The organism is Prevotella sp. P6B4 (genome assembly GCF_000619985.1).
GTDB lineage: Bacteria > Bacteroidota > Bacteroidia > Bacteroidales > Bacteroidaceae > Prevotella.
The window spans coordinates 1-16,508 of record NZ_JHVE01000020.1 but is presented as its reverse complement, the minus strand read 5'-3'; the positions used below and the strand labels follow the sequence as shown (position 1 = coordinate 16,508).

The following is a 16,508-nucleotide window of genomic DNA, read 5'->3' as shown; positions in this document are numbered from 1 at the left end:
TGATAATATGGCAGAACTACCTACAATGATAGCAGATCTGGCACTCATCTTGATGGTGGCAGGTGTGGTTACACTCATATTCAAAAGCCTGAAACAACCCTTGGTGTTAGGCTACATCGTCGCTGGTTTTCTGGTAAGTCCTAACATGCCATATACGGCATCTGTAGTCGATATGGCCAACGTTCACCTATGGGCGGATATCGGCGTCATGTTCCTGTTGTTCTCTTTAGGACTTGATTTCTCATTTAAGAAAATCCTTAAAATGGGTGCCTCGCCTATCATTTCAGCGATGACCATCATTTTCTGCATGATGATGTTAGGCATTGTGGTAGGTCACGTATTCAACTGGGGTAAAATGGACTGCATCTTCCTTGGTGGTATGCTGGCAATGTCAAGTACCACAATTATCTATAAGGCTTTCGACGACTTGGGGCTACGACAGCAGCAATTTGCCGGCATGGTGATGAGTGTACTGATTCTGGAAGACATTCTGGCAATTGTGATGATGGTGATGCTAAGTGCACTGGCAAGTGGTGCCAACCCCGATGGCGGCCAGCTACTCCAGTCGGTCATGCGCATTGGTTTCTTCTTGATTTTATGGTTAGTGGTGGGCATTTTTGCAATTCCCCTGTTTCTGCGTCGAGTACGCAAATCGATTAATAACGAGGTACTGCTCATTGTATCATTAGGACTTTGCTGCGCCATGGCAGTATTCTCTACCAAGGTAGGTTTCAGTTCTGCTTTTGGAGCGTTCATTATGGGTAGCATCTTAGCAGAGACCATTGAAGCAGAAAGGATTGAAAAACTGGTGGAGCCAGTAAAGAACCTGTTTGGAGCAGTATTCTTTGTGTCAGTTGGTATGCTGGTAGATCCTAAAATTATCGTGGAATATGCTATTCCCATCGTATGCCTGGTATTGACAATTATCGTGGGACAAAGCCTGTTCGGAACCATCTCATTCATGTTAGGTGGGCAATCACTTAAATCGGCTATACGATGTGGATTTTCTATGGCACAGATTGGTGAATTCTCGTTCATCATAGCATCATTGGGCTTGTCACTCGGCGTTATCGGTAAATTCCTATATCCTGTAGTTGTGGCAGTATCAGTCATTACCACCTTTCTGACACCATATATGATCCGCTTGTCGACCCCTGCTTACGATAAACTTGAGAAACATATACCTAACAAGTTGATTAGATCACTCAACCAGTTGACAATGGGCAACACACACAGTCAAGAGGAAAGCAAGTGGAAGAGTCTACTCACACAGATGGGGCTCAACACTATCATCTACTCTATCCTCTCATCGGCCACAATCGCGCTCATGTTTACATTTGTACTGCCGTTTACACGCAAGCTACTACCAGGTTGGGAACTGCATTGGTATGCCAATGCCATTACAGGTGTATTAACAGTAACACTCATTGCACCGTTCCTACGCGCCATGGTCATGAAGAAAAACCATAGCGAGGAGTGGAAAGCATTATGGGCCGAAAGCAACCGTAATCGATTACCGCTATTATTCACGATTCTGGTACGCATGGTAATTGCTGTAAGTTTTATCTTTTACATTTGCAACTATCTGAGCCGATTCACTAACGCGCTGATGATTACTATCGGATTCATCGTCATCGTACTCATCATCTTTTCACGTACTGCCAAGCACCGTAGCATCACACTCGAACGCCTTTTCATCCAAAACCTGCGGTCACGTGATATTGAAGCACAGGTACACGGCAAAAAACGCCCGCTATACGAAGGCAGATTATTAGATCGCGACGTACACATTGCCGAGTTCACCTTACCCAACAATTCCAATTGGATGGGGCAATCATTGGCACAGCTGAACCTTGGAAAAAAATACGGTGTTCATATTAGTAGTATTTTGCGTGGTGGTCGACGCATTAATATTCCTGATGGCTATAACATACTTTTTCCTGGAGATGTACTACAGGTGATAGGTAGTGACCAACAGTTTACCTTATTTAGAGAAGCAATCGAAAATGAACTGATTGGGCCTGATGTCGAGTTAGAGAAGAGAGAGATGAAGTTGCGTCAGCTTATTATCGGATCCGATAGTAAGTTTGTTGGACAAACGCTGATAGAAAGTCGCATTCGCGATTTGTACAGCTGTATGGTAGTGGGTCTTGAAGAGGGAAAGGAAAGCCTCTCCCCCTACAATCCAAACCGTCGATTCCGCAAAGGCGATATCATCTGGGTTGTCGGCGAGCAAGAATCGCTCGACGCCCTGTTTAACAGTTAAAATCAGCAGTTAATTCGCAGATCTTTACAATCACATTCTTGGCTTTTTCCATTGACTGGATACTTACGAATTCGTAAGGTCCGTGAAAATTAACGCCACCAGCGAAGATATTGGGGCAAGGAAGACCACGGAACGATAATTGTGCACCATCAGTACCTCCACGAATAGGTTTCACCTTAGGTGCTACTCCACAGTCCTGCATGGCGTGAAGCACCAAATCAACAACGTGCATCTGCGGATCAATCATTTCCTTCATATTGTAATACTGATCCTTCACCTCGACTACTACAGTACCATCACCGTAACGCTGGTTCATTGTAGCCGCTACATTCATAATAGTACGCTTGCGCTCTTCGAATCGCTCGCGGTCATGATCACGGATGATAAAATGCATCTGTGCCTTCTCTACCGATCCCTCTACACCCAGAAGATGAAAGAATCCTTGATAGCCTTCTGTAGTCTCAGGACGCTCATCAGCAGGCAGGAGTGTGACAAATTCCATCGCCAAGAGATTGGCATTCACCATCTTATCCTTCGCATAACCTGGGTGTACACTTACGCCTTTTATATGTACACGTGCGCTGGCTGCATTAAAGTTTTCAAACTCCAACTCACCCACGTCGCCACCATCCATCGTATAAGCCCACTCACAGCCGAATTTTTCCACATCAAAATGATGGGCGCCCATACCAATCTCCTCATCGGGATTGAATGCAATACGGATATCGCCATGGCGTATTTCCTTGTGGTCACGTAAATAACACATGGCCTCTACAATTTCTGCAATTCCAGCTTTGTCATCAGCTCCTAAGAGTGTGGTACCATCAGTCACGATCAGATCCTCACCAATATGCTGAAGCAGTTCTGGGAATCGTTTCGGACTACTAACAATACCTTCTGAAAGCAGGATATCACTTCCATCGTACTGTTTCACAATGTGTGGATGGATGTCTGCACCTGAACAATCAGGGCTGGTATCATAGTGCGATATGAATCCTATGGTTGGAACATCTCCCTTGGTGTTGGCCTTTAATGTTGCATAGATGTAACCTCTCTCATCCATCTCAACATCCGAAAGCCCCTCACGCTCAAGTTCTTTCTTCAGATATTCAGCAAATACCAGCTGTTTCGAAGTACTTGGAACAGTTTCACTATCCTCGGCAGATTGGGTATCGAACTGTGTATAATTCAAAAATCTTTCTGTTATATCCATTATGTAACGTTTTGATTGTTGCGGCTGCGAAATTACTAATAAAATCCGAGCTGACCAAACATCAACACGTTTTTCGTCATTTTATCATTAAAACACTTCAAAAAATTTGGAAGTTTCAATATATTTCCTTATATTTGCGACATCGTATAAGTATTGAATATTGGAATCCATAACTAAGACTAAAACTGAGTATGAAGAAAATAATGGTCATTGATGGTGGTCCACGTAAAAACATGAATACCGCTACTATGTGTGAGAAGTTTGCTGAGGGTGCCCGCGCTGCTGGTGCCGATGTAAAGATTGTACGATTGTACGACATCGACTACAAGGGCTGTCGTTCCTGTATGTCATGTAAACTAAAGAACCAGCCCACAGCATCATGCCAGTTTCCAGATGGCATAACAGACATTCTTGCAGAATGTGCTTCGGCCGACGGAGTAGCTTTGGGATCCCCTATCTATTTTGGAGAGGTAAGCGCCCAACTCCGTGCTTTTTTCGAGCGTCTGACATTCCCATGGCTTAGTTACACGAAAGGCTATTTCGATGCTCCAAAGAAATTCCCCATCACCATTATTTACACCATGAACGGCATGCCTGAGGATGGACGTAATGTACGTAAGAATATGCAGGTTTTCGAGGGCGTATTAGAATCGGCTGGTTGCGATATCAACCACATTTTCAGCTATAACACCATGTGGGTTACCAATTACGCTCCTTACGATTTTATGCCCGAAACAGCCGAGGATAAACTCTTATGGCGTAATGAACATTGGGAGCAAGACATGCAAACGGCCTACGATGCAGGTCTTCGTATGGCCTCCCACCTATAATAAAGCAATCAGGGTGCCGATTGGCACCCTGATATTTTTTCTTAAACTTCCCAGCCGATGGCAGAAGCACCAAGTACTGCAGCACTGGCACCATCCAAACCACTCACCAAGAATTTGGCCTTTCCTTTGAATATCTTGAGGACATGGGCCTCATAAGCCTCGCGAATAGGTTTCATAATCAACTCGCCAGCCTTGACCATACCACCGAAGAAGATGAATGCCTCAGGTGATGAGAATGCGGCAAAATCGGCACAAGCCTCACCCAGCATTTTTCCTGTGAACTCGTAGATTTCCTTAGCCAGTTCATCTCCTTTACCAGCTGCAATAGAAACATCAAGCGATGTGATATCCTCTGGATTCATTTCACGCAATACTGAAGGACGATCTGTAGTTGCCAACAGTTCACGAGCAGTACGAGCAACACCAGTAGCCGAGCAATAAGCCTCAAGACAGCCTGTACGACCACAACCACAACTGCGACCTTCGGCACCACGAACCATTGTTACGTGACCCAATTCGCCAGCAAAACCATCGTGACCATACAACAACTGACCATTAACAACAATACCCGAGCCAACACCAGTACCCAGTGTGATGACAATGAAGTTCTTCATGCCACGGGCCACACCATATACCATCTCGCCAATAGCAGCGGCATTAGCATCATTGGTGAGGGCTACAGGGATACCATTCAAACGCTCACTAAACATCTTAGCCAAAGGCACTACGCCGTCATGGGCCCAAGGAAGATTGGGAGCAAACTCGATTGTACCATTATAGTAATTGCCATTAGGAGCACCTACACCCATTGCCTTAATCTTCTCGATACCGCCCACCTGGTCGATAATTACCTGAAGAGCCTCCACACAGGCATCAACATAATCTTCTGCCTTCTGGTAATTACCGGTCTTAATAGCTGTAGTAGCTTTAATATCACCACGTGCATCTACAATACCGAAAACAGAGTTGGTTCCACCTAAGTCCAAGCCAATTACGTAGGGCTTAATTTCTGCGTTTTGTTCGTTCATAATTATAATAAGTTTATTAGCCGTTTTGAAAAATTTCAATTTCAAGGCACAAAATTAGTAAAAAACCAGCAGAACGCTTGACTTTTTACGGAAATTAACCATTATTTTATAAAAGAATGACCAAAATCAACAGAATGAGGAAAAAAATTCGTAACTTTGCGCCCGTTATGCCAATTCATATACCCATAAATATATTAGATTTCATCTTCAAAGGGATGTTGATCGGAGTAATAGCCAGCGCGCCTATGGGGCCTGTTGGTATCTTATGCGTTCAACGCACGCTGAACAAGGGAAGATGGTTCGGTTTTGCCACTGGACTCGGCGCAGCCTTCAGTGATATTATCTATGCAGCATTCGCTGGTTACGGCATGGCGTTCGTCATGGACTTTATCACCAACGATCAAAACCGTTTCTACCTACAAATAGCTGGTAGTATCATGTTGCTCTGCTTTGGCTGGTACACCTATCATACCGACCCAACCAGAAAAATGCACCAAAGCGGTAAGCAGCAGGGAACCCTCTGGTACAATTCGTGGACAGCTTTCTTGGTAACCTTCTCTAACCCTCTCATTATTTTCCTCTTTCTGGCCATGTACGCCCAGTTTGCATTCGTATTGCCCAACCATCCTTTCGAGATGATTGTTGGTTTTGCCAGCATTGTGGGTGGTGCATTACTTTGGTGGTGGGGACTGACATGGCTGGTAGATCAGATTCGTACGAAATTTGATACTAACGGCATTAAGATTATCAACAAGGTTATAGGTGTTGCAGTCATTGTTGGTAGCATCATCATGCTACTTGGCCTCACCACCAACCTACTTAGATTTTTTTAGCACAGGTAAGATTATTTTAGGATACAGATATGTTTATAGCAAACGAACTGAGAAAGACCAACATTGCCGAGTATCTGCTCTATATGTGGCAGATGGAAGACACTGTGCGTGCATTCGACTGCTCGCTCTCACGTATCAAGAACGAATACATCGCACGTTTCGACTATACTGATGAGCAAAAGGAAGAAGAGACTGACTGGTTTGGTAATCTGATTCGCATGATGAACCAAGAAGGCTGTCGCGCACAAGGACATTTACAGATTAACAAGGTAACTATGCAGATGCTGATTGAGCTACACAGCCAATTGTTACAGTCAAGCAAGTTTCCTTTCTACAACACAGCATATTACAAGGTACTACCCTTTATTGTTGAGTTACGCAACCGTGGTGCCAACAAGGAAGAAAATGAAATTGAGACCTGTTTTAACTCACTCTACGGCGTGATGCTGCTCAGATTACAGAAGAAACAGATTTCACCCGATACTGCACATGCCGTGAAAGAAATAACCACCTTTATAGGTATGCTCTCTGATTATTACAAGAAGGATAAAGAAGAAGGATTGAAGTTTGAATAAATGAATATTTTAATTACAGGCTGCAACGGGCAGCTGGGAAACGAAATGCAATTGCTGGAGGAAGAAAATCTCCAGCATACCTATTATAATACAGATGTAGCCGCGCTCGACCTTCAAGGTCGCTTGCCTCAGCAAGAACTTGACATCACCGACGAAGCGGCCATCAACCGTTTTGTTGATGAGAAACAGATTGACGGCATCGTGAACTGCGCTGCATATACAGCTGTCGACAAGGCCGAAGATAACCAAGAACTTTGCAACAAGTTGAATGCCATAGCTCCATCCTATTTGGCCCAAGCTATTGAGCGACGAGGAGGATGGATGATACAGATATCGACCGACTACGTGTTCGACGGCACAAACCACCGTCCCTACGTAGAGACTGATCCTGTGTGTCCAAACAGCACATACGGCCGAACCAAGTTAGCTGGCGAGCAAGCCGTTTTGGCAAACTGCGCCAAAAGCATGATTATCCGCACGGCATGGCTCTACTCTACCTTTGGCAACAACTTCGTGAAGACGATGATACGCCTCGGGAACGAGAAGTCAGAACTTGGCGTTATCTTTGACCAAATTGGAACACCTACTTATGCGCGCGATTTGGCAGTAGCCATCTTTGCCGCCATCAATCAGGGCATTGTGCCAGGCGTATATCACTTCAGCAACGAAGGTGTCATCTCTTGGTATGACTTTACCAAAGCCATCCATCGTATCGCCGGTATCAATACCTGCCATGTGCGTCCACTCCATACTTCGGAGTATCCCACGCCTGCTGCACGCCCACACTACTCTGTGCTCGACAAAACAAAGATCAAACAGACCTACAACCTCGACATCCCATATTGGGAGACCTCGCTGGCCGAGTGTATTGAGAATTTAGAAAGAGAAAGATAAGAAGATTATATGAATCAGGAAATAGAAAGAAGACGTACATTTGCCATCATTTCGCACCCAGATGCGGGTAAGACTACGCTAACAGAGAAGTTTCTGCTGTTCGGTGGACAGATACAGGTGGCAGGAGCTGTAAAAAGCAACAAGATTAAGAAAACTGCCACCAGCGACTGGATGGATATCGAGAAGCAGCGTGGTATCTCTGTATCGACCTCTGTGATGGAGTTCGATTACACCCCCGATGGCAAGGATATCGAATACAAGGTGAACATTCTGGACACCCCAGGTCACCAGGACTTTGCCGAGGATACCTTCCGCACACTCACCGCTGTAGATTCTGCGATTATCGTAGTGGATGGTGCCAAAGGTGTTGAGACGCAGACCCGTAAACTGATGACGGTGTGCCGCATGCGCAAAACACCCGTTATCATCTTTATCAATAAGATGGACCGCGAAGGTCGCGATCCGTTCGACTTGCTCGACGAACTGGAGCAGGAACTCGAAATCAAAGTTCGCCCACTGTCTTGGCCTATTAATCAGGGTGCCAAGTTCAAGGGCGTTTACAATATCTACGAACAGAAACTCGACCTGTTTACACCCGACAAGCAGCGCGTGACAGATAAGGTTGAGGTTGACATCGACAGCGAAGAGCTCGACCAGCGTGTAGGCGAGGAGAACGCCGCCAAGCTGCGCGAGGATCTGGAGCTGGTAGACGGTGTTTACCCCGAGTTCGACGTAGAGACATACCGCGAGGCCGAAGTGGCCCCCGTATTCTTCGGATCGGCCCTGAACAACTTTGGTGTGCAGGAGCTGCTTAACTGCTTTGTTGAAATTGCACCATCGCCCAGACCCACCAAGGCCGAGGAGCGCGACGTACAGCCCGAGGAGCAGAAGTTTACAGGCTTTATCTTTAAGATTACTGCTAATATCGACCCCAACCACCGCTCGTGTATCGCATTCTGTAAGGTATGCTCTGGTAAGTTCCAGCGCAACCAGCCTTACCTGCACGTACGCCAAGGTAAAACGATGCGTTTCTCAAGCCCCACACAGTTTATGGCGCAGCGTAAGAGCACCATCGACGAGGCTTGGCCAGGCGATATCGTAGGTCTGCCCGATACAGGCGGCATGTTTAAGATTGGCGACACCCTGACCGAGGGCGAGAAACTGCACTTCCGCGGACTGCCGTCGTTCTCGCCTGAGTTGTTCAAGTATATCGAGAACGACGACCCCATGAAGGCCAAGCAGCTACAAAAGGGTATCGACCAGCTGATGGACGAGGGTGTGGCACAGTTGTTTGTTAACCAGTTTAACAACCGCAAGATTATCGGAACCGTAGGTCAACTGCAGTTCGAGGTTATCCAGTATCGTCTGGAGAACGAGTACAACGCCAAATGCCGCTGGGAGCCCGTACATCTGTATAAGGCCTGCTGGATTGAGAGCGACGATCCACAGGAGCTGGAGAACTTCAAGAAGCGTAAGTACCAGTACATGGCCAAGGACAAGGACGGTCGCGACGTGTTCCTGGCCGATAGCGCCTACGTGCTGAGCATGGCCCAGCAGGACTTCGAAAACATTAAGTTCCACTTTACCAGTGAGTTTTAATTATGAAACAAGAAGACGATATAAGACAGGCCGTTGAAACGATGCGTAAGGGTGGCGTGATACTCTACCCTACCGACACCGTTTGGGGTATTGGTTGCGATGCTACCAACGCCGAGGCCGTGAAGCGTGTTTACGAGATTAAGCAGCGCGAGGATTCGAAAGCACTTATCTGCTTGGTGGATAGTGATGCCCGCATGCAGCGCTACTTCCGCAATGTGCCCGATGTGGCCTGGCAGCTCATCGACAGCTTGAAAGAGGCTACCGATGCCAAGCCTACCACACTGATTCTGGATGGCGCTATCAACCTGGCACCCAATCTGATTGCCGAGGATGGTAGCTTAGGCATCCGTATCACCAATGAGCCTTTCTCAAAGGAACTCTGCTTCCGATTCCAGAAGGCCATTGTATCCACATCGGCCAATATCAGTGGCGAACCTGCCGCACAGAACTACTGCGACATCGACCCACGCATCCTTGAGGCTGTAGATTACGTGTGCTGGAGCCGTCGCCAGGAGCATAAGCCCCACACACCCTCAAGCATCATCAAACTGAAAGAAAACGGCGAAGTAACAGTTATTCGGAAATAAGTGGAAGCAACAGTTATAGATAGAAGACCTGAGTGGCTGAAACGCCTACACGACTGGCGCGTAGAGCACGTAAGCGAGAGGATGTTTATGATTATCCTCGCCCTGCTTGTGGGCTTCTTTGCTGCCGTAGCAGCCTTTGTGCTGCATTGGATTATCAACCAGATAGTGATGCTACTTACCAGCTCGTTCGAACAGAGTCGGGCCAACTGGCTTTATCTGGTCTATCCTGTGGTCGGTATCTATCTCACATCGTTGTTTGTGCGCTACATCGTCAAGGACAATATCTCACACGGAATCACCCGTATCCTCTATGCCATCTCGACCAATAAGTCGCGCCTCAAGTCGCATAACTGCTGGTCGTCTGTGATAGCTTCTGCCATCACCATCGGCTTCGGAGGTTCGGTGGGAGCCGAGGCTCCTATCGTGCTTACAGGTTCAGCCATCGGCTCAAACCTTGGTCAGCTGTTCCATCTGGATCGTAAGATGCTGATGACACTCGTAGGCTGCGGTGCTGCAGGTGCTATTGCAGGTATCTTTAAGGCCCCGATAGCCGGACTGGTGTTTACGCTTGAGGTGCTCATGATTGATATGACCATGTCGGCACTCCTGCCAATTTTGGTATCGTGCGTTACCGCAACTGTATTTACCTATATCTTCAGCGGCGACTCATCGCTCTTCACCTTCCATCTCGACAGCGAATGGAGTGTTGAGCGTATTCCAGCCTGCATAGGTTTGGGTATCGCCTGCGGACTGGTATCACTCTACTTTATCCGCATGATGGGTGTATGCGAAGACGTGTTTTCCAAGTTCAAGGATAAGCCCTACATAAAATTAGCCATCGGCGGCACTACCCTGAGCTTGCTCATCTTCCTTTTCCCCTCCCTGTATGGCGAGGGATATAGCAGCATCAATCTGCTGTTGAACGGGCAGAATCCCGACGACTGGAACAAGATACTGAACAACTCGCTCTTTTCTGGTCAAGGTTCACTTTTGATTGTCTATATCGCCTTGGTACTGTTCACCAAAGTGGTGGCCACATCAGCCACTAACGGTGGTGGCGGTTGCGGTGGTACATTTGCACCCTCACTGTTCATCGGATGCTTTACAGGCTTCCTGTTCTCGCGCCTATGGAATATCAACCAGATAGGCGTATATGTACCTGAAAAGAATTTTGCGTTGCTCGGTATGGCAGGTGTCATGTCGGGAGTCATGCATGCCCCCCTTACCGGTATCTTCCTGATTGCCGAGTTGACAGGCGGCTATTCGATGTTTATGCCACTGATGATTGTAAGCGTGTGTGCCTATATCACCATCAGCATTTTCGAGCCTCACAGCATCTATGGCTCACGTTTGGCTAAACAAGGCAAATTACTTACTCACCACACCGACCACGCCGTACTCACGCTGATGAATCTCGACTCTGTCATTGAGCGCGACTACCTGGGTGTTGAGCCCGATATGGAGCTGAACGAGATTGTACAGAAAATCAGTCGCAGCCACTCTACCGTACTGCCCGTACTTGATGCAGGCGGCAAGTTGTTGGGCGAGATCGACATCATGAAAATAAGAAATGTAGTATTCAGAATAGAACTCTATCATCACTTCAAAGCCTCTCAGCTGATGACCGATCCCAAGGCGCTGCTGACAGATGGCATGCCCATGCGACAAGTGATGCGCACATTCGACCGTACAGGCGCCAACTGGCTGCCCGTACTCGATGCCGGCAACCACCTGAAGGGTTACATCTCGCGCCAGCGTATCTACACCATGTACCGTAAGATGGTGGCCGACATGAGTGAGGACTAATATTAGTTGATAATTGACAATTGATAATTGACAGTTAAGAAGAATGGAGAAGAAGGATTTACGAATTGTATTTATGGGAACACCAGAGTTTGCAGTGGAGACACTGAAAGCACTGGTAGAGAATGATTATAATGTGGTGGCCGTGATTACCCAGCCTGATAAACCCGTAGGTCGCCATCAGACTGAGATGCAGCCATCGGAGGTTAAGAAGTACGCCCTGGAGCATAACCTGCCCGTACTGCAACCCGTCAAGATGAAGGATCCAGAGTTTGTAGAACAGCTGCGCAGCTATCAGGCCAACCTGCAGGTGGTAGTAGCTTTCCGCATGCTGCCCGAGGTGGTATGGGACATGCCCGAATATGGCACCTTCAACGTACACGCCGCCTTGCTGCCACAGTATCGTGGAGCAGCCCCCATCAACTGGGCAGTGATTCACGGAGAGACACAGACAGGCGTCACAACCTTCTTCCTCGACCACGACATCGACACTGGGCGCATCATCATGCAGAAGCCTTTCGACATCCCCGAGACAGCCGATGTGGAATACGTGTACGACGGATTGATGCACCTGGGTGCCGAGATCTGTTTAGAAACCCTCAACCGCATCATCGCTGCCGATGGACATCCTGAAAGCATTCCTCAGGAAGAGATGATTGCCGTAGGTAGCGAATTGCACGCTGCGCCGAAAATCTTCAAGGAGACCTGCGAAATCAACTGGAATCAGCCCGCCAAGAAGGTCTATGACTTTATCCGCGGCCTCAGTCCCTATCCTGGTGCCTGGTGCACTTTGGTATCGCCCGAAGGCAAGGAAACCATTCTGAAAATCTTCAAGACCAGTCGCACAGACAAGACTGCTGGTCAGCCCCGCTCCACCGCAGTGGTCGACCGCAAGCCCTGCATTAAGGCTACCGACGAGTTGCTGATGATTGAGGAACTTCAGTTGGCAGGCAAAAAGCGCATGAGCGGTCGCGATTTCCTGAACGGCATTAAAAATTTCGAAAACTATATAATAAAATAAGGTGTAAATGCGTTACTATAATAGGACTAATAGAAATAATGTATTGCCTATGAAGATTTTTACTCCAGAAGACAACATGTTCAGCGAGAAGACATTCAAGCCACGCAAGCAAACGCTCGACCTCATTCGTCTTGTTGCCTACACCTATCGTAGTAACAGCAACGAAACATCGAATCTGAACTAACAAATTATTATGGCATTAGTATCACCATCCTTACTCGCCGCCGACTTCTTGCATCTCGATCGCGACATCAACATGATTAATCGCAGTGAGGCCGATTGGCTCCACCTCGACGTGATGGACGGCTCTTTCGTCCCCAACATTTCATTCGGCTTCCCCGTACTCGAGGCCGTTGCAAAAGCTTGCACCAAACCCCTCGATGTGCATTATATGATAGAGCACCCCGAGCGTTATATCGCCCAGACAGCCAAGTTGGGTGCTATGATGATGAACGTACACTACGAGGCGTGCCTGCACCTACATCGCACCATTCAGGAGATTCATCAGGCTGGCATGAAAGCCGGTGTAACACTGAACCCCGCCACACCCGTTAGCGTGTTAGAGGATATTATCGGCGATGTGGATATGGTACTGCTGATGAGCGTAAACCCAGGCTTTGGCGGACAGAAGTTCATCGAGAACACCATCGACAAGATGAAGCGTCTGCGCCAGATGATTAACGAGAAAGGATGCCAAACACTGATCGAAGTGGATGGCGGCGTACAGGGCGAAACAGCCCCCCGACTAGTAGCGGCAGGCGTTGATGTGCTGGTAAGCGGCAGTTACGTATTCGGAGCAAAGGATCCTGAAAGCGTTATCCGCGCTCTGAAATCACTCTAAACTCAAATTGATTTCGTGCTCGCGCAATAATTTGCGCATATTCAATAGGGCGTATCTCATGCGTCCTAATGATGTGTTGATGCTTACCTGAGTCTCCTCAGCAATCTCCTTGAACGAGAGATTCTGGAAATAGCGCATATACACGACTTCACGCTGGGCAGCAGGCAGCATGTTCATCAGCGACACGATATCCTTCAGTGTCTGATTATTGGTCAGTTCGTTTTCCCGACTATCCCCCATCAACGAGGCGCTTTTAATCAAGCTCAGGTCGTTATCCTTCGAAGCGTCGACCACCTTATCGTTTTTCTGCGATCGATAGTAGTCAATCACCACATTGTGAGCGATGCGGTTAACCCAACAGATAAACTTGCCACTATCATTGTACTGGCGATTCTGTAATTTGTGGATTACCTTCAGGAAGGTTTCCTGAAACAAGTCGTTGGCCACGTCCTCGTTCTTCACGTTATACATAATGTACGTGAAGATCTTGTCCTGATTACGCGAAAGTAACTCGTCGAATGCTCTGTTATTGCCATCAATGTAAGCAAGTGCCAACTCTTCGTCGGTCATACTTTTGATTGTACTCATTTCTCAAAATTTAAAATTGAGTAGAAGCTGTTTCGATAGGCAATAAAGTTTTAAAATGTTAATAATCTGTGGCAAAAATAGATATTTTTCGCCAAATCACCAAAAAAAATCACCAAAATCTTAACATTCTACGAAAATTTTCCTAATTTTGCAGATATTTATCAGCTAAAAAGGAAGAATATGAAACTATTTGTACCAGGTCGCCTGTGTCTATTTGGCGAACATACCGACTGGGCAGGACACTACCGAACAATGAATGCCGACATCAAGCCCGGCGCAGCCATTGTAACAGGAATCGAACAGGGCATCTATGCCGAAGTTGAAAAATCTAGTACTTTTGAACTCTACAGTTCTGCAGGCGAGATTAAGGATATTTGGCAGGATTTCAGTTGCCGCATGGACGAAATCGAGCTGAAACGCATCGCCAAGAGCGGTTCGTTCTTCTGCTACTGTGCTGGTGTAGCCTCGTACATGCTGGAGTGGTACAAGGTAGGCGGTGTCCGCATCCGCATTACCGACATGACCCTCCCCATGAAGAGCGGTCTGTCGTCGTCAGCCGCCATCTGCGTACTGGTAGCGCGTGCGTTCAATCAGTTGTATAATCTCAACCTCAACACCTTGGGCGAGATGAACATCGCCTATCTGGGCGAGCTCCGTACCAGTAGCCGTTGCGGACGTCTGGACCAAGCATGTGCATTCGGCGTAAAACCCAACCTGATGACCTTTGACGGCGACGAGATCGAAGTACGCTCGCTGAACGTGAAGAAGCCGCTCTATTGGGTGTTTGCCGACCTGTGCGCCGAGAAGAACACCATTAAAATTCTGTCAGACCTGAACAAGGCCTACCCTTTCCCCAACAGCGATGCTGAACGGGCAGAGCACGAGGCACTGGGCGAACAGAATTTAGAGATTGTAGAACGTGCCATCAAATATATGGCCGCTGGCGATGCCGAGAGCTTAGGTAAGCTGATGACCGAGGCCGAGGCGTTGTTCGATGCCAAAGTAACCCCCATGTCGTCAGCCCTTTGGGCGCCTAAACTGCATAGTGTTTTAGAAGACCCCAACATCCAAGCATGGATATGGGGCGGCAAGGGTGTTGGTTCGCATGGCGACGGCTCTGTGCAGTTCCTGGCACGCGATGAGCAGTCACAGCTGGCGCTGACCGACTATCTGAACGCACATGGCATGAAGGCCTACACGCTCACCTTGAAACCCGTCCACACCGTGCGTCGCGCCATTATTCCTGTGGCAGGTTTCGGCACCCGCCTTTATCCGTCAACCCGTGTCATCAAGAAGGATTTCTTCCCTATTCCCTGTCCCGACGGCATGGTACGTCCAGTCATTCTGATACTGCTCGAAGAGCTGGTACAAAGCGGTATCGAGGAGATTTGTCTGGTATTAGGCTCTGAAGAGGAGCGCCAGCAGTATGCCGACTTCTTCGAGCACCCGCTGCCCGATGAGCATCTGCGCAAGCTGAATCCCGAAGCCCAGGAATACGAGAACCACATATTGGATATCGGCAAGAAGCTGCACTATGTCTATCAGCACGAGAAGCGCGGATTCGGCCATGCCGTTTATCAGGCCGCTCAGTTTGCCAGCAACGAGCCCGTCCTGCTGTTGCTGGGCGACACCCTCTATCGCAGCCAATCCAACAAGCCCTGTGCCCTGCAGATGATTGAGGATTACGAGCACTACAACCGCCTGATGGTCAGTATTCACCCGATACCATTGGCCGAGGTGAGCCGCTATGGCATCCTGCATGGTGTATGGGAGGATAAGGACCAGACCGTGCTGAACGTGTCCGACATGCAGGAAAAGCCCAAGGCCAGCTATGCCGAGGAGTACCTTGCCGTACGTAATAAGAAAGGTGTAAAGGAATACTACAGTGTATTCGGCCAATATATTCTCACGCCCGAGGTCTTCTCACAGCTGCACGAGGACATCATGCAGAAGGAGATTGAAGGCGACCACCAGACCGAGATTGAGCTTACCTCAGCACTCGAGGCTGTTCGCAAGCGTAGCGGCATGGTAGGTGTAAGATTGCGTGGTAACATGTTCGACATGGGCAATCCCGCCGCCTTCACAAAGGCTATCACCGAGTTTGCTGCACCGTAATAAGAAATCCCGCAATTACTTGGAGGGCACTGAAAAAGTCCTATTAGGCACTTTTTAACAATTACAGTCTGCACATAGTCAGTAAAACATTTGGCTATGTGCAGATTTTTTTGTACCTTTACAGCATAAAAGAGAGTGCTTATGCTGTCGCAACAACAAGAGTTAGTATTGAGTGAGTATAGTGCCTTGTACGACATAGTTGTCCCACAAGACAATCTTCTGAGACGTATCAACGGGCTCGTTGATTTTTCTTTTGTCTATCAAGAGTTGTTAGACAAATACTGTCCAGACAATGGTCGTATGGCAGAGTCTCCT

Annotated in this window: 15 protein-coding genes and 1 pseudogene; 13 read left to right on the top strand and 3 right to left on the bottom strand. The window is 47.7% G+C overall.

The window, feature by feature from the left end; genetic code table 11:
- Nucleotides 1-7: 7 nt before the first annotated feature.
- Nucleotides 8-2,266 (top strand): cation:proton antiporter, encoded by a 2,259-nt coding sequence (locus T491_RS0112280; RefSeq protein WP_028904152.1) that lies wholly within the window; start codon nt 8-10, stop codon nt 2,264-2,266.
- Here T491_RS0112280 and pepT read toward each other — a convergent pair.
- The gene (gene pepT, locus T491_RS0112275) at nt 2,256-3,479 is read right to left on the bottom strand and encodes a peptidase T (RefSeq protein WP_028904151.1); all 1,224 of its coding nucleotides are present in this window, start codon (nt 3,477-3,479) and stop codon (nt 2,256-2,258) included. The two genes, T491_RS0112280 and pepT, sit on opposite strands and share 11 nt — an antisense overlap.
- A gap of 191 nt (nt 3,480-3,670) precedes the next feature.
- On the opposite strand from pepT, the gene T491_RS17200 reads away from it, so the two are divergent.
- The gene (locus T491_RS17200; protein WP_051523149.1) at nt 3,671-4,309 is read left to right on the top strand and encodes a flavodoxin family protein; all 639 of its coding nucleotides are present in this window, start codon (nt 3,671-3,673) and stop codon (nt 4,307-4,309) included.
- 41 nt (nt 4,310-4,350) lie between these two features.
- Here T491_RS17200 and T491_RS0112265 read toward each other — a convergent pair whose 3' ends face one another.
- The gene (locus tag T491_RS0112265; protein ID WP_028904150.1) at nt 4,351-5,337 is read right to left on the bottom strand and encodes an ROK family protein; all 987 of its coding nucleotides are present in this window, start codon (nt 5,335-5,337) and stop codon (nt 4,351-4,353) included.
- 167 nt (nt 5,338-5,504) lie between these two features.
- On the opposite strand from T491_RS0112265, the gene T491_RS0112260 reads away from it, so the two are divergent.
- Genes T491_RS0112260 through rpe form a run of 9 tightly spaced genes read left to right on the top strand, consistent with a single transcriptional unit; the run spans nt 5,505 to nt 13,490 of the window.
- The gene (locus T491_RS0112260; RefSeq protein WP_028904149.1) at nt 5,505-6,170 is read left to right on the top strand and encodes a LysE family translocator; all 666 of its coding nucleotides are present in this window, start codon (nt 5,505-5,507) and stop codon (nt 6,168-6,170) included.
- Nucleotides 6,171-6,199: 29 nt separating this feature from the next.
- Nucleotides 6,200-6,745 carry a DUF4924 family protein gene (locus T491_RS0112255; protein ID WP_028904148.1) on the top strand — a complete coding sequence of 182 codons (546 nt, stop codon included), beginning with the start codon at nt 6,200-6,202 and terminating at the stop codon, nt 6,743-6,745.
- Complete coding sequence (gene rfbD / locus T491_RS0112250; RefSeq protein WP_028904147.1) at nt 6,746-7,639, top strand: dTDP-4-dehydrorhamnose reductase; 894 nt, start codon at nt 6,746-6,748, stop codon at nt 7,637-7,639.
- A gap of 9 nt (nt 7,640-7,648) precedes the next feature.
- Nucleotides 7,649-9,238 carry a peptide chain release factor 3 gene (locus T491_RS0112245; RefSeq protein ID WP_028904146.1) on the top strand — a complete coding sequence of 530 codons (1,590 nt, stop codon included), beginning with the start codon at nt 7,649-7,651 and terminating at the stop codon, nt 9,236-9,238.
- Nucleotides 9,239-9,240: 2 nt separating this feature from the next.
- Nucleotides 9,241-9,825 carry an L-threonylcarbamoyladenylate synthase gene (locus T491_RS0112240; RefSeq protein WP_028904145.1) on the top strand — a complete coding sequence of 195 codons (585 nt, stop codon included), beginning with the start codon at nt 9,241-9,243 and terminating at the stop codon, nt 9,823-9,825.
- Complete coding sequence (locus tag T491_RS0112235) at nt 9,826-11,631, top strand: chloride channel protein (RefSeq protein WP_028904144.1); 1,806 nt, start codon at nt 9,826-9,828, stop codon at nt 11,629-11,631.
- A 43-nt stretch (nt 11,632-11,674) separates the two neighbouring features.
- Entirely contained in the window at nt 11,675-12,649 is a 975-nt protein-coding gene (fmt, locus tag T491_RS0112230; RefSeq protein ID WP_028904143.1) for a methionyl-tRNA formyltransferase, read from the top strand.
- A 49-nt stretch (nt 12,650-12,698) separates the two neighbouring features.
- A complete protein-coding gene (locus tag T491_RS18180) occupies nt 12,699-12,833 on the top strand; it encodes a hypothetical protein (RefSeq protein ID WP_255327034.1) in 135 nt (44 codons plus the stop codon).
- Nucleotides 12,834-12,839: 6 nt separating this feature from the next.
- On the top strand, nt 12,840-13,490 hold the full coding sequence (rpe, locus tag T491_RS0112220; RefSeq protein WP_155950128.1) for a ribulose-phosphate 3-epimerase: 651 nt from the start codon (nt 12,840-12,842) through the stop codon (nt 13,488-13,490).
- Here rpe and T491_RS0112215 read toward each other — a convergent pair.
- Nucleotides 13,482-14,078 (bottom strand): RNA polymerase sigma factor, encoded by a 597-nt coding sequence (locus T491_RS0112215; RefSeq protein WP_028904141.1) that lies wholly within the window; start codon nt 14,076-14,078, stop codon nt 13,482-13,484. The genes rpe and T491_RS0112215 overlap by 9 nt on opposite strands.
- Before the next feature lie 180 nt (nt 14,079-14,258).
- On the opposite strand from T491_RS0112215, the gene T491_RS0112210 reads away from it, so the two are divergent.
- Both T491_RS0112210 and T491_RS17710 read left to right on the top strand, forming a co-directional pair.
- Complete coding sequence (locus T491_RS0112210) at nt 14,259-16,193, top strand: sugar phosphate nucleotidyltransferase (protein WP_028904140.1); 1,935 nt, start codon at nt 14,259-14,261, stop codon at nt 16,191-16,193.
- Between the two features lie 141 nt (nt 16,194-16,334).
- Nucleotides 16,335-16,508, top strand: a pseudogene (locus T491_RS17710) (IS5/IS1182 family transposase); the annotation flags it as partial.

What these genes read in the sequence shown, in the direction of transcription:
- T491_RS0112280 (WP_028904152.1), top strand. Translation starts at nt 8, where the DNA reads ATGGCAGAACTACCTACAATGATAGCAGATCTGGCACTCATCTTGATG.
- pepT (WP_028904151.1), bottom strand. Translation starts at nt 3,479, where the DNA reads ATGGATATAACAGAAAGATTTTTGAATTATACACAGTTCGATACCCAA.
- T491_RS17200 (WP_051523149.1), top strand. Translation starts at nt 3,671, where the DNA reads ATGAAGAAAATAATGGTCATTGATGGTGGTCCACGTAAAAACATGAAT.
- T491_RS0112265 (WP_028904150.1), bottom strand. Translation starts at nt 5,337, where the DNA reads ATGAACGAACAAAACGCAGAAATTAAGCCCTACGTAATTGGCTTGGAC.
- T491_RS0112260 (WP_028904149.1), top strand. Translation starts at nt 5,505, where the DNA reads ATGCCAATTCATATACCCATAAATATATTAGATTTCATCTTCAAAGGG.
- T491_RS0112255 (WP_028904148.1), top strand. Translation starts at nt 6,200, where the DNA reads ATGTTTATAGCAAACGAACTGAGAAAGACCAACATTGCCGAGTATCTG.
- rfbD (WP_028904147.1), top strand. Translation starts at nt 6,746, where the DNA reads ATGAATATTTTAATTACAGGCTGCAACGGGCAGCTGGGAAACGAAATG.
- T491_RS0112245 (WP_028904146.1), top strand. Translation starts at nt 7,649, where the DNA reads ATGAATCAGGAAATAGAAAGAAGACGTACATTTGCCATCATTTCGCAC.
- T491_RS0112240 (WP_028904145.1), top strand. Translation starts at nt 9,241, where the DNA reads ATGAAACAAGAAGACGATATAAGACAGGCCGTTGAAACGATGCGTAAG.
- fmt (WP_028904143.1), top strand. Translation starts at nt 11,675, where the DNA reads ATGGAGAAGAAGGATTTACGAATTGTATTTATGGGAACACCAGAGTTT.
- T491_RS18180 (WP_255327034.1), top strand. Translation starts at nt 12,699, where the DNA reads ATGAAGATTTTTACTCCAGAAGACAACATGTTCAGCGAGAAGACATTC.
- T491_RS0112215 (WP_028904141.1), bottom strand. Translation starts at nt 14,078, where the DNA reads ATGAGTACAATCAAAAGTATGACCGACGAAGAGTTGGCACTTGCTTAC.
- T491_RS0112210 (WP_028904140.1), top strand. Translation starts at nt 14,259, where the DNA reads ATGAAACTATTTGTACCAGGTCGCCTGTGTCTATTTGGCGAACATACC.